General features: G+C 50.4%; 25 protein-coding genes and 1 riboswitch. Of the genes, 16 read left to right on the top strand and 9 right to left on the bottom strand.

Features of this window, described 5'->3' with window-relative positions; translation table 11 throughout:
• Positions 1-17: 17 nt before the first annotated feature.
• From lepA to rpoE, 5 genes are all read right to left on the bottom strand, one after another.
• Positions 18-1,817 (bottom strand): translation elongation factor 4, encoded by a 1,800-nt coding sequence (lepA, locus tag BM185_RS05800; protein ID WP_091960639.1) that lies wholly within the window; start codon positions 1,815-1,817, stop codon positions 18-20.
• A 119-nt stretch (positions 1,818-1,936) separates the two neighbouring features.
• A complete protein-coding gene (locus BM185_RS05795; protein ID WP_091960636.1) occupies positions 1,937-3,364 on the bottom strand; it encodes a DegQ family serine endoprotease in 1,428 nt (475 codons plus the stop codon).
• A 19-nt stretch (positions 3,365-3,383) separates the two neighbouring features.
• Positions 3,384-3,815 (bottom strand): SoxR reducing system RseC family protein, encoded by a 432-nt coding sequence (locus tag BM185_RS05790; RefSeq protein WP_091960634.1) that lies wholly within the window; start codon positions 3,813-3,815, stop codon positions 3,384-3,386.
• Between the two features lie 20 nt (positions 3,816-3,835).
• Positions 3,836-4,582: a sigma-E factor negative regulatory protein gene (locus BM185_RS05785; RefSeq protein ID WP_091960631.1), complete on the bottom strand. Its 747-nt coding sequence runs from the start codon at positions 4,580-4,582 to the stop codon at positions 3,836-3,838.
• Between the two features lie 173 nt (positions 4,583-4,755).
• Positions 4,756-5,334: an RNA polymerase sigma factor RpoE gene (gene rpoE / locus BM185_RS05780; RefSeq protein WP_091960628.1), complete on the bottom strand. Its 579-nt coding sequence runs from the start codon at positions 5,332-5,334 to the stop codon at positions 4,756-4,758.
• Positions 5,335-5,522: 188 nt separating this feature from the next.
• Here rpoE and nadB point away from each other — a divergent pair, with 188 nt between their 5' ends.
• Entirely contained in the window at positions 5,523-7,139 is a 1,617-nt protein-coding gene (gene nadB / locus BM185_RS05775; RefSeq protein ID WP_091960625.1) for an L-aspartate oxidase, read from the top strand.
• On the opposite strand, the gene BM185_RS05770 is transcribed toward nadB, so the two are convergent.
• Both BM185_RS05770 and BM185_RS05765 read right to left on the bottom strand, forming a co-directional pair.
• Positions 7,120-7,479, bottom strand: coding sequence for a hypothetical protein (locus BM185_RS05770; RefSeq protein ID WP_091960623.1), 360 nt, complete (start codon positions 7,477-7,479; stop codon positions 7,120-7,122). The two genes, nadB and BM185_RS05770, sit on opposite strands and share 20 nt — an antisense overlap.
• Positions 7,480-7,504: 25 nt before the next feature.
• A complete protein-coding gene (locus BM185_RS05765) occupies positions 7,505-7,804 on the bottom strand; it encodes an FAD assembly factor SdhE (RefSeq protein ID WP_245751705.1) in 300 nt (99 codons plus the stop codon).
• 206 nt (positions 7,805-8,010) lie between these two features.
• Between BM185_RS05765 and ihfB the strand changes: the two genes are divergently transcribed.
• The 3 genes from ihfB (at position 8,011) to lapB (ending at position 9,886) form a co-directional block, all read left to right on the top strand.
• Complete coding sequence (ihfB, locus tag BM185_RS05760; RefSeq protein ID WP_091960620.1) at positions 8,011-8,304, top strand: integration host factor subunit beta; 294 nt, start codon at positions 8,011-8,013, stop codon at positions 8,302-8,304.
• A 69-nt stretch (positions 8,305-8,373) separates the two neighbouring features.
• Positions 8,374-8,679: a lipopolysaccharide assembly protein LapA domain-containing protein gene (locus BM185_RS05755; protein ID WP_091960617.1), complete on the top strand. Its 306-nt coding sequence runs from the start codon at positions 8,374-8,376 to the stop codon at positions 8,677-8,679.
• Between the two features lie 25 nt (positions 8,680-8,704).
• Positions 8,705-9,886 (top strand): lipopolysaccharide assembly protein LapB, encoded by a 1,182-nt coding sequence (gene lapB / locus BM185_RS05750; RefSeq protein WP_245751704.1) that lies wholly within the window; start codon positions 8,705-8,707, stop codon positions 9,884-9,886.
• On the opposite strand, the gene pyrF is transcribed toward lapB, so the two are convergent.
• Complete coding sequence (pyrF, locus tag BM185_RS05745; protein WP_245751703.1) at positions 9,864-10,553, bottom strand: orotidine-5'-phosphate decarboxylase; 690 nt, start codon at positions 10,551-10,553, stop codon at positions 9,864-9,866. The genes lapB and pyrF overlap by 23 nt on opposite strands.
• Before the next feature lie 183 nt (positions 10,554-10,736).
• Here pyrF and BM185_RS05740 point away from each other — a divergent pair, with 183 nt between their 5' ends.
• The gene (locus tag BM185_RS05740; protein WP_091960612.1) at positions 10,737-11,051 is read left to right on the top strand and encodes a ComEA family DNA-binding protein; all 315 of its coding nucleotides are present in this window, start codon (positions 10,737-10,739) and stop codon (positions 11,049-11,051) included.
• Between the two features lie 79 nt (positions 11,052-11,130).
• On the opposite strand, the gene BM185_RS05735 is transcribed toward BM185_RS05740, so the two are convergent.
• Entirely contained in the window at positions 11,131-11,892 is a 762-nt protein-coding gene (locus BM185_RS05735) for an SDR family oxidoreductase (protein ID WP_091960610.1), read from the bottom strand.
• Between the two features lie 272 nt (positions 11,893-12,164).
• On the opposite strand from BM185_RS05735, the gene BM185_RS05730 reads away from it, so the two are divergent.
• From BM185_RS05730 to mgtE, 11 genes are all read left to right on the top strand, one after another.
• Positions 12,165-12,644 carry an FxsA family protein gene (locus BM185_RS05730; RefSeq protein WP_091960607.1) on the top strand — a complete coding sequence of 160 codons (480 nt, stop codon included), beginning with the start codon at positions 12,165-12,167 and terminating at the stop codon, positions 12,642-12,644.
• Between the two features lie 106 nt (positions 12,645-12,750).
• Positions 12,751-13,038 (top strand): co-chaperone GroES, encoded by a 288-nt coding sequence (locus BM185_RS05725; RefSeq protein WP_091960605.1) that lies wholly within the window; start codon positions 12,751-12,753, stop codon positions 13,036-13,038.
• Positions 13,039-13,100: 62 nt separating this feature from the next.
• Positions 13,101-14,747 carry a chaperonin GroEL gene (gene groL, locus BM185_RS05720; RefSeq protein ID WP_091960602.1) on the top strand — a complete coding sequence of 549 codons (1,647 nt, stop codon included), beginning with the start codon at positions 13,101-13,103 and terminating at the stop codon, positions 14,745-14,747.
• Between the two features lie 134 nt (positions 14,748-14,881).
• Complete coding sequence (locus BM185_RS05715; protein ID WP_091960599.1) at positions 14,882-15,478, top strand: LemA family protein; 597 nt, start codon at positions 14,882-14,884, stop codon at positions 15,476-15,478.
• Positions 15,479-15,502: 24 nt separating this feature from the next.
• Positions 15,503-17,431, top strand: coding sequence for a M48 family metallopeptidase (locus tag BM185_RS05710; protein ID WP_091960596.1), 1,929 nt, complete (start codon positions 15,503-15,505; stop codon positions 17,429-17,431).
• Between the two features lie 72 nt (positions 17,432-17,503).
• Positions 17,504-17,660, top strand: a riboswitch (yybP-ykoY riboswitch).
• Positions 17,625-18,302, top strand: coding sequence for a TMEM165/GDT1 family protein (locus BM185_RS05705; protein ID WP_218149398.1), 678 nt, complete (start codon positions 17,625-17,627; stop codon positions 18,300-18,302). It overlaps the preceding riboswitch by 36 nt.
• Positions 18,303-18,793: 491 nt before the next feature.
• On the top strand, positions 18,794-19,411 hold the full coding sequence (locus BM185_RS05695; RefSeq protein WP_218149397.1) for a CBS domain-containing protein: 618 nt from the start codon (positions 18,794-18,796) through the stop codon (positions 19,409-19,411).
• A 2-nt stretch (positions 19,412-19,413) separates the two neighbouring features.
• Positions 19,414-19,689, top strand: coding sequence for a magnesium transporter (locus tag BM185_RS14720; RefSeq protein ID WP_218149396.1), 276 nt, complete (start codon positions 19,414-19,416; stop codon positions 19,687-19,689).
• Positions 19,690-19,750: 61 nt separating this feature from the next.
• Positions 19,751-20,056 carry a hypothetical protein gene (locus BM185_RS05690; RefSeq protein ID WP_091960591.1) on the top strand — a complete coding sequence of 102 codons (306 nt, stop codon included), beginning with the start codon at positions 19,751-19,753 and terminating at the stop codon, positions 20,054-20,056.
• A 348-nt stretch (positions 20,057-20,404) separates the two neighbouring features.
• Positions 20,405-20,581, top strand: a complete 177-nt coding sequence (locus tag BM185_RS14715) for a hypothetical protein (RefSeq protein ID WP_218149395.1) — start codon at positions 20,405-20,407, stop codon at positions 20,579-20,581.
• Positions 20,568-21,674, top strand: coding sequence for a magnesium transporter (gene mgtE, locus BM185_RS05685; RefSeq protein WP_218149394.1), 1,107 nt, complete (start codon positions 20,568-20,570; stop codon positions 21,672-21,674). The genes BM185_RS14715 and mgtE overlap by 14 nt, the downstream gene beginning before the upstream one ends.
• Positions 21,675-21,690: the final 16 nt, after the last annotated feature.

The raw sequence follows: 21,690 nt of genomic DNA, 5'->3' as shown, positions 1-21,690 counted from the left end.
ATGCATTCTTTTATTTCCTAGTTATCGACCTGTAAAACCGCCAAGAAGGCATCCTGTGGAATTTCCACACGACCAACCTGCTTCATGCGCTTTTTACCGGCTTTTTGTTTTTCAAGAAGTTTTTTCTTACGGCTGGCATCGCCACCATAGCACTTGGCGAGAACATTCTTGCGCAGGGCCTTAACCGTTGAGCGGGCAACGATTTGACCGCCCAGGGCAGCCTGAATAGCGACATCAAACATCTGGCGTGGAATCAGCTCTTTCATTTTTTCAACCAAAGCCCGTCCCTTACCATGAGCCAGGTCCCGGTGAACGATCAGAGCCAGGGCATCCACTTTTTCGCCATTGATCAGAATATCAAGGCGCGCCAACTTGGAGGTTTCAAAGCGATCAAAGGAATACTCCAGCGATGCAAAGCCCCGCGAGGCAGATTTCAAACGGTCAAAGAAGTCCAGAACCACTTCTGCCATGGGAATATCATAGGTGAGCTGTACCTGGTTACCCAGATAGAGCATGTCCTTTTGCATCCCTCTTTTTTCAGTACACAGGGTAATGACCGCACCCACCATGTCCTGAGGCGTTAAAATGGTACAGCGGGCAATGGGTTCGCGCATTTCTGCAATACCGGCGGGGTCAGGCAGGCGCGTGGGGTTATCAACATAAACCGTATCGCCATTTTTCATGACCACTTCATAAACGACCGTGGGTGCTGTTGTCAGCAGGTCCAGGTCATATTCGCGTTCCAGGCGTTCCTGGACGATTTCCATATGCAGCATACCCAAAAAGCCACAACGGAAACCAAAGCCCAAAGCATCGGAGGAGTCCGGCTCATAAAACAAGGACGCATCGTTCAATGAAAGTTTTTCCAAGGCCTCACGAAAGTCTTCAAAATCATCGGCAGAGACGGGGAAAAGACCAGCATAAACCTGAGGTTTGACCTTTTTAAAACCCGGCAGGCTGGCCACTTCGGGGGTCTTGGCATGGGTAATGGTATCCCCGACAGGCGCACCATGAATTTCTTTGATTCCAGAAACCAAAAAACCGACTTCACCAGCACGCAGCTCTGTTTTTTCCACCCGCTTGGGAGTAAAGATGCCAACACTATTGGCATCCCATTGCTTGCCAGTGGATTTGATCAGAATCCGGTCGCCTTTTTTCAAGGTGCCATTTTTGATTCTGACCAGGGAAACCACGCCGAGATAATTATCAAACCAGGAATCAGCAATCAGCACCTGCAAAGGTCCTTCAGGATCACCTTCGGGGGGTGGAATCTGTTCAACCAGGCGCTCAAGCACCTCTTCAATACCCAGGCCGCTTTTTGCTGAGCAGCGCACGGCATCTGTAGCCTCAATGCCTATGATGCTTTCAATTTCATCAGCAACTTTTTCCGGGTCAGCCTGGGGCAAGTCCATCTTGTTGATGACAGGCACCACTTCCAGGCCCTGTTCGATGGCGGTGTAGCAGTTAGCAACCGACTGGGCTTCAACACCCTGGCCAGCATCCACGACCAGCAGTGCGCCTTCACAGGCTTCCAGGGAACGGGAAACCTCGTAGGAAAAATCAACATGGCCAGGCGTATCGATAAAATTCAGTTGATAGACTTTGCCGGAGCGGGACTTGTAGTCCAGAGTCACACTCTGGGCCTTGATGGTGATGCCCCTTTCCCGCTCCAGGTCCATGGAGTCAAGCACCTGCTCTTTCATTTCCCGGTCTGTTAGGCCTTCACAAAACTGAATAAAGCGATCAGCCAGGGTGGATTTGCCATGGTCTATATGGGCAATAATAGAAAAGTTACGAATATGCTCGAGACGACTCACGTTCACCTGCGCTGAAAAAGTAGAATCAATAAATAAGGAAGGTTTTGAAAACCGGCAAAGTCTACCTGATTAGCCGCCCGAGGGAAACTTAACCTCGCCTTGGACGGCCACCTCACACGTTATTCGTTGATTCTAAGAGCAATAAACAGAGGATTGCCTTGGCGAATCAAGCGGACAGCAATAGAGCGTTGGGCGGGCAAATCAGCAACCAGCTCGGCAAATTGCCGCGGAGATTCTATTTGCTGGCCTGCCAGGGTCACCAAAATATCGCCACGTCGAATACCGGCCTGGGCAGCGGCGCCCTCAGAAGCCACAGAAGCAACCAGGACACCCTGATCAACTGACCAGCGTTCACGGGCATTGGCAGGCAGAGGCTCAACTCGCAAACCCAAGCGATCCGCTTCAGCTGGCTCTTCCTGCTGTCTTGGCGAACGCTGTCCAAATTCAGGCTGATCCGGCCGCTCACCCACAGCGACCTGTAACTCTTTACGTTCGCCATCACGTAAAATCACAAAGCGACCTTCAGTGCCAGGCTGTATCCGGCCCACAGCCGGTGGCAGATCGGAGGAGGTTTCAATATTCCGGTCATTAACCTCAAGCACGATATCACCTGCCTGAATACCACCTGCAGCAGCTGGACCCTCAGGGTCAACATTGGCAATCAAAGCCCCTTGAGGTCTGTCCAAACCAAAGGATTCAGCCAGATCACGGCTGACTTCCTGAATCACCACACCCAGCCAGCCGCGGCTGACTTTACCGCTTTCACGCAGTTGCTCAACAACTTCCATGGCAACATGGGTTGGAATGGCAAAAGACAGCCCCATAAAGCCACCTGAGCGGGTATAAATCTGTGAATTAATACCGATGACTTCACCATCCAAATTGAAAAGCGGGCCACCCGAGTTACCTGGGTTAATAGCTACATCGGTCTGAATAAAAGGCACATAGGTTTCATTGGGCAGGGCACGTCCCTTGGCACTAACGATGCCAGCAGTTACCGAATGGTCAAAACCAAAGGGCGAACCTATAGCCAGCACCCATTCACCCACTTTCAATTGCTCAGAATCACCCAAACGGACTACGGGCAAGCCTTCAGCATCAATTTTCAACAGGGCCAGATCACTGGAAGGGTCGCTGCCAATCAACTCTGCAACGAGTTCACGCCTATCACTCAGACGCACAACGATTTCTTCAGCATTTTCAACAACGTGGTTATTGGTTAGCACATAGCCATCTTCAGAGATGATGAAGCCTGAGCCCAAGGATTGGCGCTGCCTTTGTCGAGGTTGCTGGGGCTCCTGACCGCCATGAAAGTCTTCAAAAAAGTGACGAAAAATATCCGGGACCTGGGCGCCGGGTGGCAAACCGCCAGAGCGCGAACGCTGCTGGACTTGTTGAGTGGTACTAATGTTAACAACGGCCGGTGAGGCTTCTTCTACCAAATCCGTAAAATCTGGAAGGCCACGGGCCATTACCGGCGGCATACTGACCAACAAAAATGCCAGCAGCACCGAAAACCCAGTTAAGACGCTTTTTTTATTCAACATGAATCAGCTCCAGTTCAGGCTAAGTCGTTACTTTTCTCAATAACTCAGGTTTGGTTGCTTGGCCAGCAAACTTGCGTGCACCCAGCAAACCCACCGCCAAACCGAGGATGGCAACCACCAGTTGCATAAAGACACTGGTAACGCCGAGAAATTCCGCAAAAATACTGGCCAACAGCAAAGTCATCAGCGGCAAAGCAAACTGCAACCAGGCGGCACGATTTAAAATGGAGGCATCCACCCCCAATTCAACCCGGTCACCTACTTCCAAGACCAGATTGGGAGCATCTAACTGCAAGAGAGGGGGCGGTCGTGAGAACCAGCGCGCCAGCAGGCCCTGACCACAGGAGCTGGACAGATGGCAGGAAGAGCAACCCTGCTCAATACAGGCTTGAACCCAGACCCGGTCAGCCTTTTTGGCAACCACCCGCGCTTCCTGGATTACAGCTGTCATCTGTGTCTACCTGAACAAAGTCAGCGGGATGCAGCGGGTTGAACAGTAAGTGGCTGCCTTTCAGCGGGAGAAAAGTTTTGCTCTGTTCTTTCCTGGCGCGACTGTAAGGGCTGCACACCTGTTCCATAGCTCACCAGCGAACGGCCCGTAAAGGCATGTGGACTAAAAGGCGAGCTGGGAGATGAAGATGCTTGCAGCAGCGGACCTCGGAAATCATCAGCTGCAGCACTGACACTTTGCGCTGCCTGGCGCTGTTGCTGACTGTCACCTTGCTGAGTTGCCAGAGTATTAACGCCACCTGGCTGCACAACATCGCGACTAGCATTGTAGACCTGGACACCGGTAATCACCAGCAAGGCAACGGAAGCAGCAAGCGCACTGCCACGGAACCATTGGTAGCGGTCATTACGCTGTTTTAAAGGTTTAGAATCAGCAGGCTGGTCATTCGCCGCCTGGGCAAAGGCAGCCACTTCGGTGAGGGTTTCTTCAAGATTTTCTGTTGCCTGGGGTGCTGAGGCATCCATTTCAAGATCCAGTTGTTGCATAACGCTGTCTGAAATATCTACCTGAGCGGCCTGGATTTGTTCTGTCCCTCTCAAATCCCCTTGAAGAATTGCCTGGGCGAGATGGTAACGCCGCCATTTTTCACCCAACTGCTGTCCCAGCTCAGGTGATTCCTGCATGCTATTCAGCAGTCGCGGTAATTCCAAATCGTCACCAGCGGCATCCATGATAGATGATAGGGACTGGTGAAGTCTTTCTGTCATGCCAAGTTACCTCTTGATCATAAAAATACAGAAGATGAGCCTTCAATCTAGACATTCAGCTCTGGATTTGGTTTTGTCAAAATCCCAAAAAACACGACTTTTTTTTAATGTTTTTCGTGAAGAGCCAAAAATATAACTCTTGGATATTTAACGCATAAATCCGGTACAACTAATTAGGTGACTAAACTTTCGATCGCCTTATCGATGGCTTCACGGGCCCGAAAAATCCGAGAGCGCACGGTGCCTACAGGGCATTGCATCACCTCAGCAATTTCTTCATAGCTCATACCATCAAACTCGCGCAGACTGATTGCCGTCTTCAAATCATCCGGCAGCTGACGAATGGTCGCAAAGATACGCTCCTCCAACTCATCACGCATCAAGTTGGCTTCGGGCGTATCCGAATCCTTCATCTGGGGTGTGACTGAATAAATTTCGGCTTCATCAATATCCACATCCGTACCCGGGGGTCGCCTGCCCCTGGATACCAGATGGTTTTTTGCTGTATTGATCGCAATGCGATACATCCAGGTATAAAAAGCACTCTCTGCACGAAAGTTTCCCAAGGCCCGATAAGCTTTGATAAAAGCCTCCTGAGCCACATCCTGCATTTCATGCTGATCCTGAATATAGCGCCCTACCAGAGCAATAATTTTGTGCTGATACTTTTTGACCAAAAGGTCAAAGGCACGCTTGTCGCCTTTCTGAACACGTTCAACTAATCGCTGATCAGTTTCCCTTGCGCTTGTCATCAGGAACTCCAGAATAATTGCCAGCAAGCCCTCCCTGCCCTGCCGGGAACCTGTAAATCTATTTCTTTTCAAGAACCAGGGGCTTGCCAGCCAGATAAAAATGCTTATACCTTAGCATGCTAACGCCTGCTCAAGAAGTCAGGAAGCTGCTGTATAATAACAGGCTTTTTCCATTCAGGAGCCCCAAGATGCTACCGACCCGTGAATTTGATGTTGTCCTACTTGGCAGCGGTGCAGCTGGTATGACAGCCGCCCTCCATTTAGCCAGGGACTATAGGGTTGCCCTGCTGAGTAAAAGTGAGCTGGGCCAGGGCTCTACCCGTTGGGCTCAAGGCGGCATAGCGGCCGTTGTTGACCCTGAAGATACTCAGGACGCCCACGTCCAAGATACCCTGATAGCCGGTGCCGGCCTCTGCCACCAAGACACTGTTGAACGGGTGGTGGGTGAAAGCCAGCAGGCTATTGAGTGGCTAATCAACCAGGGCGTACCCTTTACACCATCAAGCCCTGAAGTTGACCCAGAAGAAGCCTCAAAACAGCCTTATCACTTAACACGTGAGGGCGGACATAGCCACAGACGTATTCTGCATGCTGATGATGCGACCGGCAGAGCTATTATTGATTGCCTGACTGCCCGCATACGTGAAAATGCCAATATTGAAGTTTTTGAAAACCACTTAGCTGTCGACCTGATCACCCGTCATAAACTGGGCTTGGCTGAACAAGCCTGTGTGGGTGTTTATGCACTGGACAACCAACTGGGACAGGTTCGACCCTTTTCTGCCCCGGCAGTCATTCTGGCAACGGGTGGCGCCAGCAAGGTTTACCTTTACACCTCCAATCCGGATGGCAGCTCAGGTGATGGTATTGCCATGGCCTGGCGTGCGGGCTGTCGGGTGGCCAACATGGAATTCAACCAATTTCACCCCACCTGTCTTTACCACCCCAAAGCCAAAACCTTTTTGATCAGTGAAGCCCTGAGAGGTGAAGGCGCCCGCTTATTGCTGCCTGACGGCCAACCTTTTATGCAACGCTTCGACCAGCGCCAGGAGCTGGCTCCCAGGGATATCGTCGCACGCGCCATAGACCACGAAATGAAACGCCTGGGGCTGGATCATGTGTATCTGGATATCAGTCATCAACCTGCTGATTTTATCAAGAGCCACTTCCCAACCATTTACCAACGCTGTCTTGAATTTGGTATTGATATTACCCGTGAACCCCTACCAGTAGTTCCTGCTGCGCATTACACCTGCGGCGGTGTAGTCACCAATGAATGGGGTGAAACCGACATCCCAGGCCTTTTTGCCATTGGAGAGTGTGCCTTTACCGGATTACATGGAGCCAATCGCATGGCCAGCAACTCACTGTTAGAGTGCGTGGTCTATGGCCGACTTGCCGCCACGCAGCTGCTGAATCGCAAACTTCAGAGAAGCCAACTACCCACTCCACCGGCCTGGGATGAAAGTCAGGTGACAGATTCAGACGAGGATGTAGTGATCAGCCACAATTGGGATGAAATCAGGCGTTTTATGTGGGACTACGTGGGTATCGTGCGAACGGACAAGCGTCTGGAAAGAGCCAGTCACCGAATCAAGTTGCTGCAAACTGAAATTCACGATTACTATTCCAATTACCGCATCAGTGGCGATCTTTTGGAATTACGCAATCTGGCAACAGTGGCCGAGTTAATTATTCAGTCTGCTCAACTACGCAAGGAAAGCCGGGGACTTCACTACACACTAGACTATCCTGAGCCGGCAGCCGAAGCCAGAGATACGCTGCTTACACCGGCCCGCTGGTAACCTGACTGAAGCTTCTAACCAAAACACGCAACTGTTGACGGTCGGCTGCACTTAGCATGTCCGGCCACAACAACCAGCTTTTAAGGCCCCAAGGACGCCCCTTAACCTGAAAAGCCAGCCAGCAATAGCTCGTCCAAAGAGCTGGCAAGCTCACCTCAAGCAATTCGCCCTGGCGTGTGGTCATCCAAAGACGACCCGCTTCCCAGTCCAAACTGACCGGACGCTTACTGCCAAAATCATTCTGCCAGCGCAGCAAAAAGCCCAGCATAATCGGCAAGAGCCCCCAGGTTAGAAAGCTCCAAGGCTGCAAAAACAGGGCAATGGAGAACAAAACAGCCACAAGTAACCAGCAGCCCCTACCCAGCTTAGAGACCCTTAAACTGACTGAGATCGCCTTTTTCTGCATAGTCGATAATCTGGTCAACAATCTGCTGCAAACTTGAGTCTGCAGCAGGTTCCCTTCTCATTAGCCAGGTAAACAAATCCTGATCTTCCAAAGTAATCAAACGGCGATAGTCTTCCTGCAACTTGGAGTCCAGTTGGTCATAACTATTTTCCAGGAAGGGAATCAGCAATAGATCCAGCTCCCACATGCCACGGCGACTGTGCCAGTAGAGGCGCTTGCGTTCGGGGGATTGCGCGCTAGCTTGTTCGCTTGTCATCATTTTCTCGTGCATTTACGGCCAAAGATAGAGCGCCAGTCTAAGCCCAAAAAAGGTACAAACCAAGCAGTCATTTCCCACCCCCACTACCAAAAGCTAAGCGATTGTTTGCAAGCAACTTATTGTGTATTGAGAAAAACACCACTATGCTTGCAAGGTCGAAGAAAAATAACCAGCCTGGCCGCAACCCCCTGGCATGGAGAAAAGGCATGACCAAATCTGAACTAATCGAACAGCTGGCAATGCGCAAACCTGAACTAAGTATTAAACAGGTAGAGTCAGCAGTGAAGCTTCTGCTTGACCAGATTACTGAAAAACTCGCTACTGGCGGCAGGGTTGAAGTCCGCGGCTTTGGAAGCTTTTCGCTGCATTATCGTGAGCCTCGCCAAGGTCGCAACCCCAAGACAGGTGATAGCGTTCATTTAGATGGCAAGTATGTCCCTCACTTTAAACCCGGTAAAGAACTACGCGACCAGGTTAATGCCGCAGCCCGATTTGATTAATAGCCATTAAAGAGGGCCGGAACTTAATTTATTTCTCCAGGGTGATATCAACAGCACCTTGAGGTTTTTATGCGATTAATCAAGTCCATTTTTACTTTCATACTGGTTCTTACTCTCCTGCTACTGGGAATCTGGTTTACCCTGCGTAATCAGGCCCAAGTACCTCTGGACCTAATCTTCGTCCAGCTCCCTGAAAACAGCTTGGCACTCTGGCTTATCCTCAGCTTGATTTGCGGAGCCCTGTTTGGATTACTTCTTCTCTTGCCCTGGCTAACCAGCTGCAAAGCACGTAACCTCCAGCTGGAACGCCAGCTGAAACAACAACAAAAAGAGCTCCATCAACTGCGCACCCTTAGCCTTAAATCTCCTGAATAGCCATGTCTGCTAAAGGGTTCACAGGATGCTGACGGATTTCTTACTACTTGTCATTTTGGTACTAGCTCTAGCCACTGGCTGGTGGCTTGGCCGTCGTGAAAAATACCGCCGCACCCCACCACCCGGAGCAACTCCTGAACTAAGCCGCGACTATTTTGTTGGCTTGAACTATCTACTCAATGAGCAGCCTGACGAAGCCATAGACACCTTTGTCCGCGCCCTGGAAGTCAATTCAGATACCATAGAAACCCATATTGCCTTAGGTAATCTCTTTCGCTCTCGGGGAGAGTCCGATAGAGCCGTCCGTGTTCATCAGAATCTTTTTGCGCGGCCCAGCCTGACTAAAGAACAATCAGCCCGGGTTCAGCTCGAACTGGCCAGAGACTTTATGTCCGCAGGCTTACTTGACCGTGCCGAGCGACTATTGTTGGAGCTCACCGAAAACAACAGCGAGACAGGTCAAAACAGCCAGGTTCTGCTGGTTGATCTTTATGAACGGGAAAAGGAATGGCAAAAAGCAATACACACCCTGTCATCCAGCCTGCTTAAAGACCACCCCCGCTTGCAAAAAGCAGCCGCTCATTATGCCTGTGAGCTGGCCAGTGAACTCTTAGCCAAAAATCAGTTTGCTGCGGCTCGTAAACAACTCAAACAGGCTCAGGCATTTGATGCCGCCTGCATTCGGGCCACTCTGCTTATGGCCCAATTGGAATTACAAAGCGGCAGCGCCAAATCTGCGATTCGACTTTTACTTCGCATTCCCAATCAGGACGCCAACTACCTACCTGCTATACTGCAAACCCTGGTTGATGCTCACTTACTGCTGGACCAGCCTGAAGAACTCGCCAAAAACCTGGAAAAACTGCTGGTTGAGCACAGCTATACATCCATCCTCTTACATCTGGCGCAAACCCTGAGAAGCCTGGGAAGACATCAGGAAGCACTTGAAAAAGTCAGTCACTATATGCGCCACCAGGTTTCACTCAAGGGTGTCGACTATCTGATAGATCTCTATATGGACCAAGCCAGTGGCGAGGAAAGAGCACACCTGGTTACCCTACGCACCCTCACCCGCCAACTGCTTGAACATAAACCTGAGCACCAATGCACCAGCTGCGGTTTTCAGAGCGTACAACTCTACTGGCAATGCCCCAAATGCCGCGAATGGGGCAGCATCAAACCCATTATTGGGGTAGAAGGCGAGTAATTTCCTGCAATACCTGACCTGGGTTATCCGCCCGCGTAATAGGACGCCCAATAACCAAATGCGTACTCCCTGAGCACATCGCCTTTTCTGGAGTCATGACTCGCTGTTGGTCACCCAGATCACTGTCTGGCAAACGAATTCCCGGAGTTACTTTAAGAAAAGCCCGGCCCAGCTCACGCTCCAAAAGCTCAGCTTCACGCGCAGAACAAACCACTCCATCCAGACCAGCTTCATGCGTCATTTGTGCCAAGGCCAACACCTGATCCTCAAGTGAACGCTCAACACCCAGAGCAGCCAGCTCTTCCGCATTCATACTGGTTAGAACTGTGACCGCAATCAAATGGGTTTGCAAGTTGCTCTTAACCAGCAGCTCCTTGGCCGTTTGCATCATTTTCAAACCACCACTGGCATGAACATTCACCATCCAAACACCTTGGTCCGCTGCAGCTAGAACAGCTTGGGCACAAGTATTGGGAATATCATGAAATTTGAGATCAAGAAAAACTTCAAAATCACGCTGATGCAATTGCTTGAGTATCGCGGGCCCGCAGCGAGTAAAAAGCTCTTTACCAACTTTGACACGACATAACTGAGGATCAAGCTGATCGGCCAAGGCCAGCGCCTGGGCTTCTGAAGGTACGTCCAGAGCAACAATAATTGGGGTCACAAAGGTCTCCAAGATGTGAATTTTTGCAGTGAAAATTATAACAAGCTTTACAAATTTGCGCGTCATCAACCAAAAGCTAGCCGTTCAGCTTGATGACTTGTTCAACTCTAGACCTAAATAGAAGATAAACCCGTCAGTCAATGCTGACCTTGACACAGATGACCCTATCAAGAGGAAATCCCCATGCAAGGAATAAAAGCACGATTTTTTTACCTATCACTTACTCTTCTAACCGCTCTGACCTTGATATCCAGCCCTGTCTTGGCCAACTCAGCTGAGGAACAGCAAAAGGTAGTTGCCGCCAGCCAAAAGCTCGATATCAACCAGGCATCAGCTGAACAGTTGGTGAGCCTTCCGGGTATAGGCCCAGCAAGGGCAGCTGCCATCATAGAGATGCGTACCAGCCAGGGTGATTTCAGCAGCCTGGCTGACCTACAAAAAGTCAGCGGTATAGGGCCTGCCACTTTAAGAGAGTTAGAGCCGCTAATCAGCTTTTAGCAAAACCTATTGATAAAAAACATAAAAAAGCCCGCCTTCCATCCAGAAGGCGGGCTTTATTGCTTAGCGCAAAGGCTACTCAGATGCGCAGAGCACCATTACACTCAACAACACTTCCTGAGAAGTAGTCATTTTCAATGATATAGCGAACGGTGTGAGCAATTTCTTCTGGCTGGCCCAAACGCTTCAAAGGAATACCAGAAGTAATTTTATCCAGCACTTCCTGCGGCATGGCTGCAACCATATCCGTTGCTACAAAGCCTGGAGCTACTGCACCGGTACGAATACCGTAGCGAGACAACTCTTTAGACCAGGTCACAGTCATGGCAACCACACCCGCCTTAGCGGCCGCATAGTTGGTTTGGCCCATGTTACCTGCGCGGGAAATAGAGGAAATATTGATCAGTACACCCTTGTTACCCAGCTTAATCATCTGGGCAGCCGCCTCACGACCACATAGGAAAACACCGGTTAGGTTAACATCCATAACCTGCTGCCAGCTGCTCAAGGGCATTTTACCGGTGACTTCACCATTCTTGGCTTTAACCAAAAGGCCATCACGAGTAATACCTGCATTATTAACCAATACATCCAGGGCACCAAAATCCTTTACGATCTGTTCAAAAGTACTGACGACCGCTTCTTCATCGGCAACATTAACCAAGTAGTAATGAGCCTCACTACCCGCTTCACGAACCAACTCAACAGTTTCCTGAAGCTTTTCTTCATTCAGGTCCAGCAGCGCCAATTTTGCGCCCTGAGCAGCCAGATCAACAGCCATAGCACGACCCAGGCCTTGACCACCACCAGTAACGACCACAACAGAATCTTTTACTTGCATGCTTCACCTCGAACTTAAAAATGAACGCCAGCCCTCTTGTTATCTTTATATTGGCGGAAGGGGCCGAACAGTGACACACAGGGTTTATTCCTGCTATCTTGCAATATAACTCATCATCTCGCACTTGCGAAATGAATTATGCAAAACCTGAACAAAAAATTTGACTTAAGAGTCACAGGCAGAAGGAAAACACCTTGAAGTCGCCAACAAGCATCACCATTGTTATTCTGTGAAACCTGTTACCCAGGTCCTAACTTTTTCAAGGTATCCCTATGCCCCTCATTTTTTTATTTCTTGTCTGGCCACTTGCTGAAATTTGGTTAATGATCCAAGTCGGACAGGAAGCCGGAGCTCTCAACACCCTCCTGCTAATTATTGCTACTGCCGCTTTAGGCTTGCTGCTGGTTCAGTTGGAATGGCGTCGCTTGGCTCTGACGTTACGCAACCATTTGAACGAAGGCAAAGAACCTTTAATACCTCTACTGGAAACAGCGGCAGTTGGGCTTGCTGGGGTCCTCTTGTTTATTCCCGGTTTTATCTCTGACTTTCTAGGTGTTCTACTTTTGCTGCCTTTCACCAGAAAAATTTTGATTACCCCCTTGAAAAAGCGCCAGCGCACCACCAGTTTCCACTATCGAGAAACTTCTTACCGGGGAAAGCCTGACGACCCGAGTGCCGAAAAGGATGAGACCCTTTCCGAAGGCAAGGTGCTGGAAGGCGAATATCAAAGAAAAGATGATAAGCGCCCTTGAAAAATCCTTACTCACCCCCATTAAGCATCACGGGATACAGGCAAGACCTGTAAACGCACAAGGGGCTAAGCCCCATTACTGTTGAACTACCAGGAGATATTCAGCAATGAAAATCCGCCCTCTGCACGATCGCGTTGTCGTTCGTCGAATGGAAGAAGAAACCACTACACCCGGCGGCATCGTTCTGCCCGGCAGTGCCCAGGAAAAACCTTCACAAGGTGAAGTGATTGCTGTTGGTGAAGGCCGCTTTGTAGATGGCGAAGTTCGTCCTCTGTCTGTTAAAGCAGGCGACAAGGTAATTTTTGGCAGCTATGCCGGCAGTACAGTCAAAATTGACGGCGAAGAACTGCTGATTCTGAACGAAAGCGAAATCTTTGGTGTTCTGGAAGGCTAAGCACTGCTTTCCGGAAGTTTTTTTAAGACCAACCAACGAATTGATTAATATAGGAAGCGAAAATGGCAGCTAAAGACGTACGTTTCGGTGATGACGCTCGTAAACGCATGGTCGCCGGTGTCAACATCCTGGCTGATGCAGTAAAAACCACCCTCGGCCCCAAAGGTCGTAATGTCGTTCTGGAAAAATCCTTCGGCGCTCCTACCGTCACTAAAGATGGTGTTTCCGTTGCCAAGGAAATCGAACTGCAAGACAAGTTTGAAAACATGGGCGCGCAGATGGTTAAGGAAGTAGCTTCCAAGACTTCTGACGTTGCTGGTGATGGCACTACCACCGCAACCGTTCTGGCCCAGTCGATTGTCAACGAAGGCTTCAAGGGTGTGACTGCGGGCATGAACCCCATGGACCTGAAGCGTGGTATCGACAAAGCAGTGGTTGCAGCCGTTGAAGAAATTAAGAAGCTGGCCAAGCCTTGTACCGACACCAAATCCATCGCCCAGGTTGGCACCATTTCTGCTAACGGTGACAGCCGCATCGGTGAAATCATTGCCGAAGCCATGGAAAAAGTCGGTAAAGAAGGTGTTATCACTGTTGATGAAGGTCGTGGTTTTGAGGACGAGCTGGAAGTTGTTGAAGGCATGCAGTTCGACCGTGGCTACATCTCTCCTTACTTTGTCACCAACCAGGACAACATGTCGGCCGAACTGGAAGACCCCTACATCCTGTTGATTGACAAAAAAGTCTCCAACATCCGTGAACTCCTGCCTGTTCTGGAAGCGACTGCCAAGGCCAGCAAGCCACTGCTGATCATCGCTGAAGATATCGAAGGCGAAGCCATGGCGACCCTGGTCGTTAACTCCATGCGCGGTATCGTTAAGGTTGCTGCGGCCAAAGCGCCTGGCTTTGGTGATCGCCGTAAAGCCATGCTCCAGGATATCGCTATCCTGACTAATGGCACCGTGATTTCCGAAGAAGTTGGCCTGACTCTGGAAAACACCACTATTGAGCACCTGGGTACTGCCAAGCGTGCGGTTCTGACCAAAGAATCCACCACCATTATTGATGGTTCCGGCAGCCAGTCTGACATCGAAGGTCGCGTTAAGCAGATCCGTGCCCAGATGGAAGATACTTCATCCGATTACGATCGTGAAAAACTGCAAGAGCGTCTGGCCAAACTGGCTGGCGGCGTTGCCGTTATTCGCGTCGGTGCTGCGACCGAAGTGGAAATGAAAGAGAAGAAGGCTCGTGTTGAAGACGCTCTTCACTCGACTCGCGCAGCGGTTGAAGAAGGCGTCGTTGCCGGTGGCGGTACTGCCCTGATCCGTGTCCTGAATGACCTGAAGGTGACCGGTGACAACGAAGATCAGAACCACGGTATTGCCCTGGCCCTGCGTGCAATGGAAGCACCACTGCGTCAGATCGTTACCAACGCTGGCGAAGAAGCTTCAGTTATCGTTGCCAAGGTTAAAGAAGGTACAGGTAACTTTGGTTACAACGCCCAGACTGGCGAGTATGGCGACTTGGTAGAAATGGGTGTTCTGGACCCAGCCAAGGTAACCCGTACAGCCCTGCAGTCTGCTGCTTCTGTTGGCGGTCTGATGATCACCACTGAATGTATGGTTGCCGAACACCCCGAAGAGAAATCTGGCGGTGGCATGGGCGACATGGGTGGTATGGGCGGAATGGGAGGCATGGGCGGCATGATGTAATGCCGGTCAGCTGACCTTTCCCGGCCCTTAGCGGCCCGATCAAGCCCCGGTTTCTTAGGAAGCCGGGGCTTTTTAATTAGGCCCCGCTCAGCTAACCTAGATACTTGGACACCAACCCTAGAAGGCAGAATCTCATGGACTACACCTGGATCATTATTCTTGGCCTGCTGTTACTCGTTGCGTTTCTACTGATAGCAACCTACAACCGTCTGGTTAAACTCAAAAACCGTTTTAAAAATGCGTTTGCGCAAATTGAAGTACAACTCAAACGCCGCTATGACCTTATCCCTAATCTAGTGGAAACCGCCAAAGGCTATATGAGCCATGAGCGGGACACCCTGGAAGCCGTCATTCAAGCTCGTAACCAGGCATCTGCTGGCCTACAAAAAGCTGCAGGTGATCCCGGCAATGCCGCTGCCATTCAGCAACTTTCTCAAGGCGAAAGTGCTCTGGGCGGTGCCTTGGGTCGTTTTAATATGCTGATGGAGGCCTACCCAGACCTCAAAGCTTCCCAAAATATGCAGCAGCTTTCAGAAGAGCTGACCAGCACTGAAAATCGCGTTGCCTTTGCCCGTCAGGCTTTCAATGATGCAGTTATGGAATACAACACCGCTCGCCAAAGCTTTCCTGCAGTGGTTGTAGCCGGGATGCTAGGACATGCCAGTGATGCCAGCCTGCTGGAATTTGCTGATTCCGAGCAGATTCAAGCGGCACCCAAAGTTTCTTTTTAAGTAGCCTAGTCAAGGAGTCAGGGGATGAATTTTTTTGAGCACCAGGACCGGGCCCGCAAGCGCACGGGACTCTTGATTGGCCTCTTTCTGGTCGCCGTTTTGGCGCTCATCAGTATCACCTCACTGGTACTGCTGATCTTTCTGAACGAAGGAAAAATTCCCTGGCTAACCAGTGAACCCCAGGCTGGCGACTGGAAAATTCTTGCTAGTGTCAGTCTCAGCGTCCTTTTGCTGGTGCTACTAAGCAGCTTTTTCAAGCAGCTCCAGCTGAATGCTGGTGGCGAGGTGGTCGCCGAGGCCCTGGGCGGTCGTCGCCTGCCTCCAGATACCCGCGACCCTGAAGAAAGACGCCTACTCAACCTGGTGGAAGAAATGGCTCTGGCCTCAGGTTCTCCCGTTCCGCCGGTTTATCTACTCGAAGACAAGGCCATCAATGCCTTTGCAGCGGGCTATTCACCGCAGGATGCCGTCATCGGCATCACCCGTGGTGCTGTTCAACAACTTAACCGGGATGAGCTTCAGGGCGTAATTGCCCATGAGTTCTCGCATATTTTTAATGGTGACATGCGCCTGAACCTGCGTCTGGTTGCCCTGCTGCACGGCATCCTGATTATCGGTCTGGGCGGGCGGGTGCTATTGCATAGTATGAGTGCTGCACGTTTTCGGCGTACCTCCCGCGATGGCCGGGCAACCGCAGTTATTGTCATCCTGGGCATTCTTTTACTGGTGGTCGGCTATATCGGTATCTTTTTCGGCAAGCTCATCAAAGCAGCGGTCAGCCGCCAACGCGAATTCCTGGCCGACGCCTCCGCCGTGCAATTTACCCGTAACCCTCAGGGCATTGCCGGGGCACTGGACAAAATTCGCCGCAGCAGTCAGCAATCTAAACTGGAATCAGGCCATTCCGAGGAATTCAGCCACCTGTTTTTCAGTAATGCTCTGGGCTCATCAATCAGTGGTCTCCTTGCCACCCACCCCCCCTTGGATGAGCGCATTCAACGACTGAATGCTGGCCCCCTTCCCAAGACCTCAGCCGCTTCGCCTCAGCCGAAACAGCAACAGGAAGCAGAGGCTTCACCCAAGGAACAGCTAGCGCGCCCTCTGGCTTTTGCTGCTGCCGCTCAAGCTTCCATTGAAGCCATGGGTCAACCCCAGCAATGTCATCTGGATCAAGCCAGGCGTACCCTGGAACAGCTGGATTCCCGACTGCTGGAAGCCACTCACGAACCCTGGACGGCACGCGCAGTCATCTATGCTTTATTGCTTAGTCGTGATCCTGAAATCCGTGAGCAGCAGCTAGCAGCACTGAACCAGGAAGCAGCACCAGAAACCCTGCATGCTCTTAAAGAGCTGCAGGAATTTTTGCCCACCCTGACGGATGAACAGCGCCTGCCCTTGGCTGAACTCAGCTTGCCAGCTCTTAAATATCTGACACCTGACCAAAAAGACCGCTTCTATCGCTGTATGACGCTGTTGATTCGAGCCGATCAGCGCCTTAGCCTGTTTGAATGGAGCCTGTCCCGATTGATCCGCCACAGCCTGGATGATCGCAAGGAGCGCCAGGATCGCAAGCTGCCGCAGCTGTTAAAACCTCTGGCAGAACTGCTATCACTGGTTATCTGGGTCGGCCAGCAGGATAGCTCCTTGGCTCACTTAAGCCCCGCTGAAAAAGAATTGGCCGCCCAGGCCAGTTTTGCTGCAGCCAGCCGGGAACTCCAGGCTCCTGATTTGCAACTACTAGCACGCGATCAGGTTAGCCTAAAACGCCTGGATGAACTCCTGGCACAAATCAACCAGCTACGCCCAGTACACAAACCTCAAGTACTCAAGGCCCTGGCTAGCGCCATCAGTGGTGATGGTCGCATCACCCTGGCTCAAGCTGAACTCTTCCGTGTTCTTGGCGTCACTTTGGACTGTCCACTGCCACCCCTGCAGCTAGGTGAGGACCTGTAGGTAGAGGCACACCACCACTTTTCAGGCTTAGATTTGAACACTTGCATCCACTGAATGAATCTGCTTAAATTCCTCCACTTCTCAGGGGAGTAGTCGCACTGCCTGCTAGGGCAGTGGCCTGTATCAACATTCTTGACCCTCAAGGTCATGGTACAGGCGGCAAGGGTAAACACCCGGCTTGACGAGACCTGTGATGCGAATTTTCTGCTTGAATCATCAGGCGGCCTTTGGTCGGGCGGAGAAAATTCAGCATCACGGTTCTACGTTCAACCGCCCGGCCCCGGAGATTTTCTTGATGGAAGCCTTTTTCACCTCAACCCTCACTGTTGGTATCGCTGAAATTGGTGATCGCTCACTGTTTCTTGCTTTGCTTTTCGGTATTCGCTATCAGCGTCCCTGGCCTATCTTCTGGGGAATGACCCTAGGCTTGATGCTCAATCAAGCGATTTCAGCCTTGGTTGGTGTTTGGCTGTTCACCTGGATTCCAGCCCACTATCAAGGCTGGATTCTCAGTCTGGTATTCTTTGCCATGGCCATCTGGATGCTTTTTCCTGAAAAAGATGATGAAGAAGGCAAGCTAGTGATGACGGGGCGTGCGCTTTTTCTGGTTGCCGCAGTCAGCTTTTTTGTCCTGGAGATGGCCGACAAAACCCAGGTGGCAGTCATTAGCTTGGCAGGTGCCTTTGATACCTACTGGCCAGTGGTATTCGGTGCAACCCTGGGTATTTTGTTAGTGACAACTCCGGCACTTTGGCTAGGTCAGCGCTTCGCTCACTGGCTAGCTGTCCAGAAAATCAAATATGTATCTTCTGCCATCTTTGCTTTACTTGGTGCCTGGATCTTTTTAACAACAATCAATATACCTGTTTAAACTATTTTAATTAAAAGGTTGACGTGAAGAATCAGGATAATTATAGCTAGCTCGTCTATACCTAGTAGACACTTTTTTAACTTACAGTGAGGTGCAAAGCAATTGATGGACGACGAACCGCGAAGTCGAATATCCAGCTGTGGTGTTTTCCGTTTGAGTGGAAACTGCCCGGTTGCCTTGTCTGCCTGCTGCTGATTACCCACCTTTCAGCATCAGGCCGCCAGGCGCCTGGTGCTTTTCCTTATACAAGCTAAAAACAACTTCTTCTCAAACAGTAGACTCCATACCTGGATGTATACCTATCAATGCCGCCTGTCAGAAATAGGGTTCGTGCCCTTTTCCGACTGCGCTCGATTAGGTATGCCATAAAAAAACTTCTGGTTTTGATTTATCTTTATTGATAAGTCACGCCTTTATATTGTCTATTTAAAAGTTAAATCAAAATAGACAAGAGTTGCCTGCGCCTTGATATTAAATCAAGGAGTTTAATTATGTCTGAAAGCCTGGCTTTAAAACAGTCTATGCAAACTGCAGCAAAAGAAAAGGAAGCTGCTCACCCCGTAAGCAAAGTGATGCGCGGTAGCTATCTGAGTGTTAGTGAAAACCTCAGTGCTGGAGAAGTGCTGGATATGGTCCGCTCTTCTTGCCTTAAAAACGACCAACTCAACCTGGTCTTTGTCAGTGGCCGTAGTGGTCGCTACAGCGGCTTTGTTCGTCTTAGCACTCTCCTGCGCGCGCCTGAAAGCACCCAGATGAAAACACTGGCCAAAGGCCGAGATCTTTTTGTCACTGAAACCAGCGATCAGGAAGCTGCTGCACGCCTACTCCAGAAAAGAGATATCCCAATGCTGCCTGTGGTGGATGAAAACCAACGCTTGCAGGGGGTACTGACTTTTGACGATGCCATGGACATTCTGGAAGAGGAAACCTCGGAAGATATCTATTGGAAAGCCGGTGTTGGTGACCCCTTACATATGAAAGACACGGTTCGCAGTGAAAAGCTGACGCTGGGCGGTATCGGTTACACCCTGAAAGTTCGTATTGCCTTTCTGCTGGTAACCCTCGCTGGTGGCCTTTTGGTCGGTGGTTTGATTGATCATTCGGCTTAAGCATGGGTGCTGCCCTGGCCTTGATGGCTGGTGTCATTGCTCACTACTGGCAGGGGGTTCCCAATGACTTGCCCATGCTTGGTGTCGTCGTTGGTAGTGCGCTGATGTATTCCATCACCACGGCCAGTGTTCTGGGTTTCCTACTACCCTGGATCATGCTGAAAATTGGTGTTGATCATGCCCCAGGTGCTGATCCTTTTATAACTACTATTAAGGATTTTTCAGGCCTTTTGGTTTATTTCCTGATTGCCGCCTGGCTGCTTGGCATCACCATGTAAATTAACCAGCAGCTTACTGCTGGAAGTCGGCAGTAAGCTACCCTACCCAAAGGAAAGTATTATGGCTATTGACCAGAGGCTTATTCGCGACCTAAGCCATGCCAATATTCACCAAGACTGCGAAAGCTTGGTCACTTTGCTAGAAACCTGGAATGAAAAGCTGCTTGCCAAAGCCTTTGCATGGCTCTTCTTCCAAGGCTGTTTTAGTCTGAATGAAATCGTTGATCTTTTGAATGCCCTACCCTATCGGCATAAAATGCTTGTTTACTCAGACCTACCCGTGCATTTGCAGGCCCTGGTGCTTGCCAAACTTAGGGCAAGAGGCAGCCAGGCGGCAATACGACAAAAAATCAACACTTTAACTTGACAAAGACATAGCATCTAACCAGGGTTCGCACGATTTTATCAATAACCAACAAGGTGTATGACAATGGACGACCCACGAAGTCGATTATTAATCGGGGTTTTGCTTCTTACTGGAGGCAACCCTGTCTAGTTCTTACCCGCCTTGTCCCTCACTTTTGATCAGGCTGGTAGCAACTAGCCCTGGTTATCTTTTCTGAAGCCGTTTTTATAGAAACGCAATCAAACCCCGATAAATTACAGCGATGCGTCTCTCATCCTGCTCGTAGCTGGACTTTTTAAGTTTAGTTCCCTGCAGTGGTCAGTAATGCCTGTTGGGTTCAATTTCACCCTTGAACCTTGGGAGTTTGTTATGTCTCAAAAAGACCTGATACAAGAACTCAGAGCTTTATTCATGAGGCAGAATGGCGAAGCCATGGTCAGGCTAGTTGAAGAAAACCACAATGCTGATATTGCTGAAGCCTTAAAAATCATCCTGGAAGAAGAAGAGTTCTCTTTTCAGGAAGCTCAGCAGCTTGGCCCCTGTTGAGTCCAAAGCCAAAATTCTTGGCTATTTGCCCTTAACCATGCAGTTGGCCATTAGTGAGCACTTCGAGCAGCAAGAGCTTGCCAATACTCTAGAAGCCATGCCTCATGATGAGCGGGTCGACTTCTACAACCAGCTCCCTGATGAAAGGCAGCAAGAACTTCTGCCCGAAATGAAGCCAACTGAAAGGGCTGACTTGGAGAAGCTGGCTTCTTATGAAGAGGGTACTGTTGGTGCGGTAATGACCACTGACTTTGCTCTGCTAGAAGCAGGGTTAACGGCTGAAAAAGCCATTGCTCAGCTGCGCCGGACCAGTAAAGATAAAGAAACCATCTACCAGGCCTATGTTGTCGACAAGGATCAACAGTTGGTCGGTACTGTTTCTTTGAAAGATCTGATCATGGCGGAACCCGACGAAAAAATCCGGGATTTCATGACCACCGATCCCGTATTTGTCCGAGCCGAAGAAGAACAGGAAGTCGTGGCCCAAGCGATCAGCAAATATGACTTGATGGCTATACCCGTTCTTAATGGTGGTGATCGCCTGGCTGGTATTGTCACCTACGATGATGCGATGGACGTTGCCTCTGAAGAGGTCGACAAGGATTTCCGCGCCCATGGTGCGGTTAGCGGCTTGGCCGGTAGCCTGAAAGAAGCCACCGTTCATGTACTTTATAAGAAGCGGGTGTTCTGGCTGGTCTTACTGGTCTTCGGTAACATCTTCTCAGGTGCCGGTATTGCCTATTTTGAAGACACCATCGCGGCCTATGTCGCTCTGGTCTTCTTCCTGCCACTGCTGGTGGATAGTGGTGGTAACGCTGGCTCCCAGTCGGCAACCCTGATGGTTCGTGCTTTGGCCACCGGTGAAGTCATCATGAAAGATTGGGCCAAGATGCTCGGCAAGGAACTGGCTGTTGCCGGTCTGCTGGGTGCCACCATGGCCGTTGCAGTTTCCCTATTGGGTGTCTGGCGCGGTGGTATGGAAATTGCTCTGGTTGTGGCTCTGATCACTTCAGTTGCTGATGCAGTTGGTGTTGTCATCTACTTTGGTATGGCAACCTGGATTTTGGATATCCCTGCCGGAGTAGCAGGCTAAACGTACACCACGTCTA

The sequence above is a fragment of the Marinospirillum celere genome, from assembly GCF_900112235.1.
GTDB lineage: Bacteria > Pseudomonadota > Gammaproteobacteria > Pseudomonadales > Halomonadaceae > Marinospirillum > Marinospirillum celere.
This window is presented reverse-complemented; position numbering and strand designations above follow the sequence as displayed.

Coding starts and splice junctions, on each gene's coding strand:
- BM185_RS05795 (WP_091960636.1), bottom strand. CDS start 3,364: ATGTTGAATAAAAAAAGCGTCTTAACTGGGTTTTCGGTGCTGCTGGCA.
- BM185_RS05790 (WP_091960634.1), bottom strand. CDS start 3,815: ATGACAGCTGTAATCCAGGAAGCGCGGGTGGTTGCCAAAAAGGCTGAC.
- BM185_RS05785 (WP_091960631.1), bottom strand. CDS start 4,582: ATGACAGAAAGACTTCACCAGTCCCTATCATCTATCATGGATGCCGCT.
- rpoE (WP_091960628.1), bottom strand. CDS start 5,334: ATGACAAGCGCAAGGGAAACTGATCAGCGATTAGTTGAACGTGTTCAG.
- nadB (WP_091960625.1), top strand. CDS start 5,523: ATGCTACCGACCCGTGAATTTGATGTTGTCCTACTTGGCAGCGGTGCA.
- BM185_RS05765 (WP_245751705.1), bottom strand. CDS start 7,804: ATGATGACAAGCGAACAAGCTAGCGCGCAATCCCCCGAACGCAAGCGC.
- ihfB (WP_091960620.1), top strand. CDS start 8,011: ATGACCAAATCTGAACTAATCGAACAGCTGGCAATGCGCAAACCTGAA.
- BM185_RS05755 (WP_091960617.1), top strand. CDS start 8,374: ATGCGATTAATCAAGTCCATTTTTACTTTCATACTGGTTCTTACTCTC.
- lapB (WP_245751704.1), top strand. CDS start 8,705: ATGCTGACGGATTTCTTACTACTTGTCATTTTGGTACTAGCTCTAGCC.
- BM185_RS05740 (WP_091960612.1), top strand. CDS start 10,737: ATGCAAGGAATAAAAGCACGATTTTTTTACCTATCACTTACTCTTCTA.
- BM185_RS05735 (WP_091960610.1), bottom strand. CDS start 11,892: ATGCAAGTAAAAGATTCTGTTGTGGTCGTTACTGGTGGTGGTCAAGGC.
- BM185_RS05730 (WP_091960607.1), top strand. CDS start 12,165: ATGCCCCTCATTTTTTTATTTCTTGTCTGGCCACTTGCTGAAATTTGG.
- BM185_RS05725 (WP_091960605.1), top strand. CDS start 12,751: ATGAAAATCCGCCCTCTGCACGATCGCGTTGTCGTTCGTCGAATGGAA.
- groL (WP_091960602.1), top strand. CDS start 13,101: ATGGCAGCTAAAGACGTACGTTTCGGTGATGACGCTCGTAAACGCATG.
- BM185_RS05715 (WP_091960599.1), top strand. CDS start 14,882: ATGGACTACACCTGGATCATTATTCTTGGCCTGCTGTTACTCGTTGCG.
- BM185_RS05710 (WP_091960596.1), top strand. CDS start 15,503: ATGAATTTTTTTGAGCACCAGGACCGGGCCCGCAAGCGCACGGGACTC.
- BM185_RS05705 (WP_218149398.1), top strand. CDS start 17,625: ATGCGAATTTTCTGCTTGAATCATCAGGCGGCCTTTGGTCGGGCGGAG.
- BM185_RS05695 (WP_218149397.1), top strand. CDS start 18,794: ATGTCTGAAAGCCTGGCTTTAAAACAGTCTATGCAAACTGCAGCAAAA.
- BM185_RS14720 (WP_218149396.1), top strand. CDS start 19,414: ATGGGTGCTGCCCTGGCCTTGATGGCTGGTGTCATTGCTCACTACTGG.
- BM185_RS05690 (WP_091960591.1), top strand. CDS start 19,751: ATGGCTATTGACCAGAGGCTTATTCGCGACCTAAGCCATGCCAATATT.
- BM185_RS14715 (WP_218149395.1), top strand. CDS start 20,405: ATGTCTCAAAAAGACCTGATACAAGAACTCAGAGCTTTATTCATGAGG.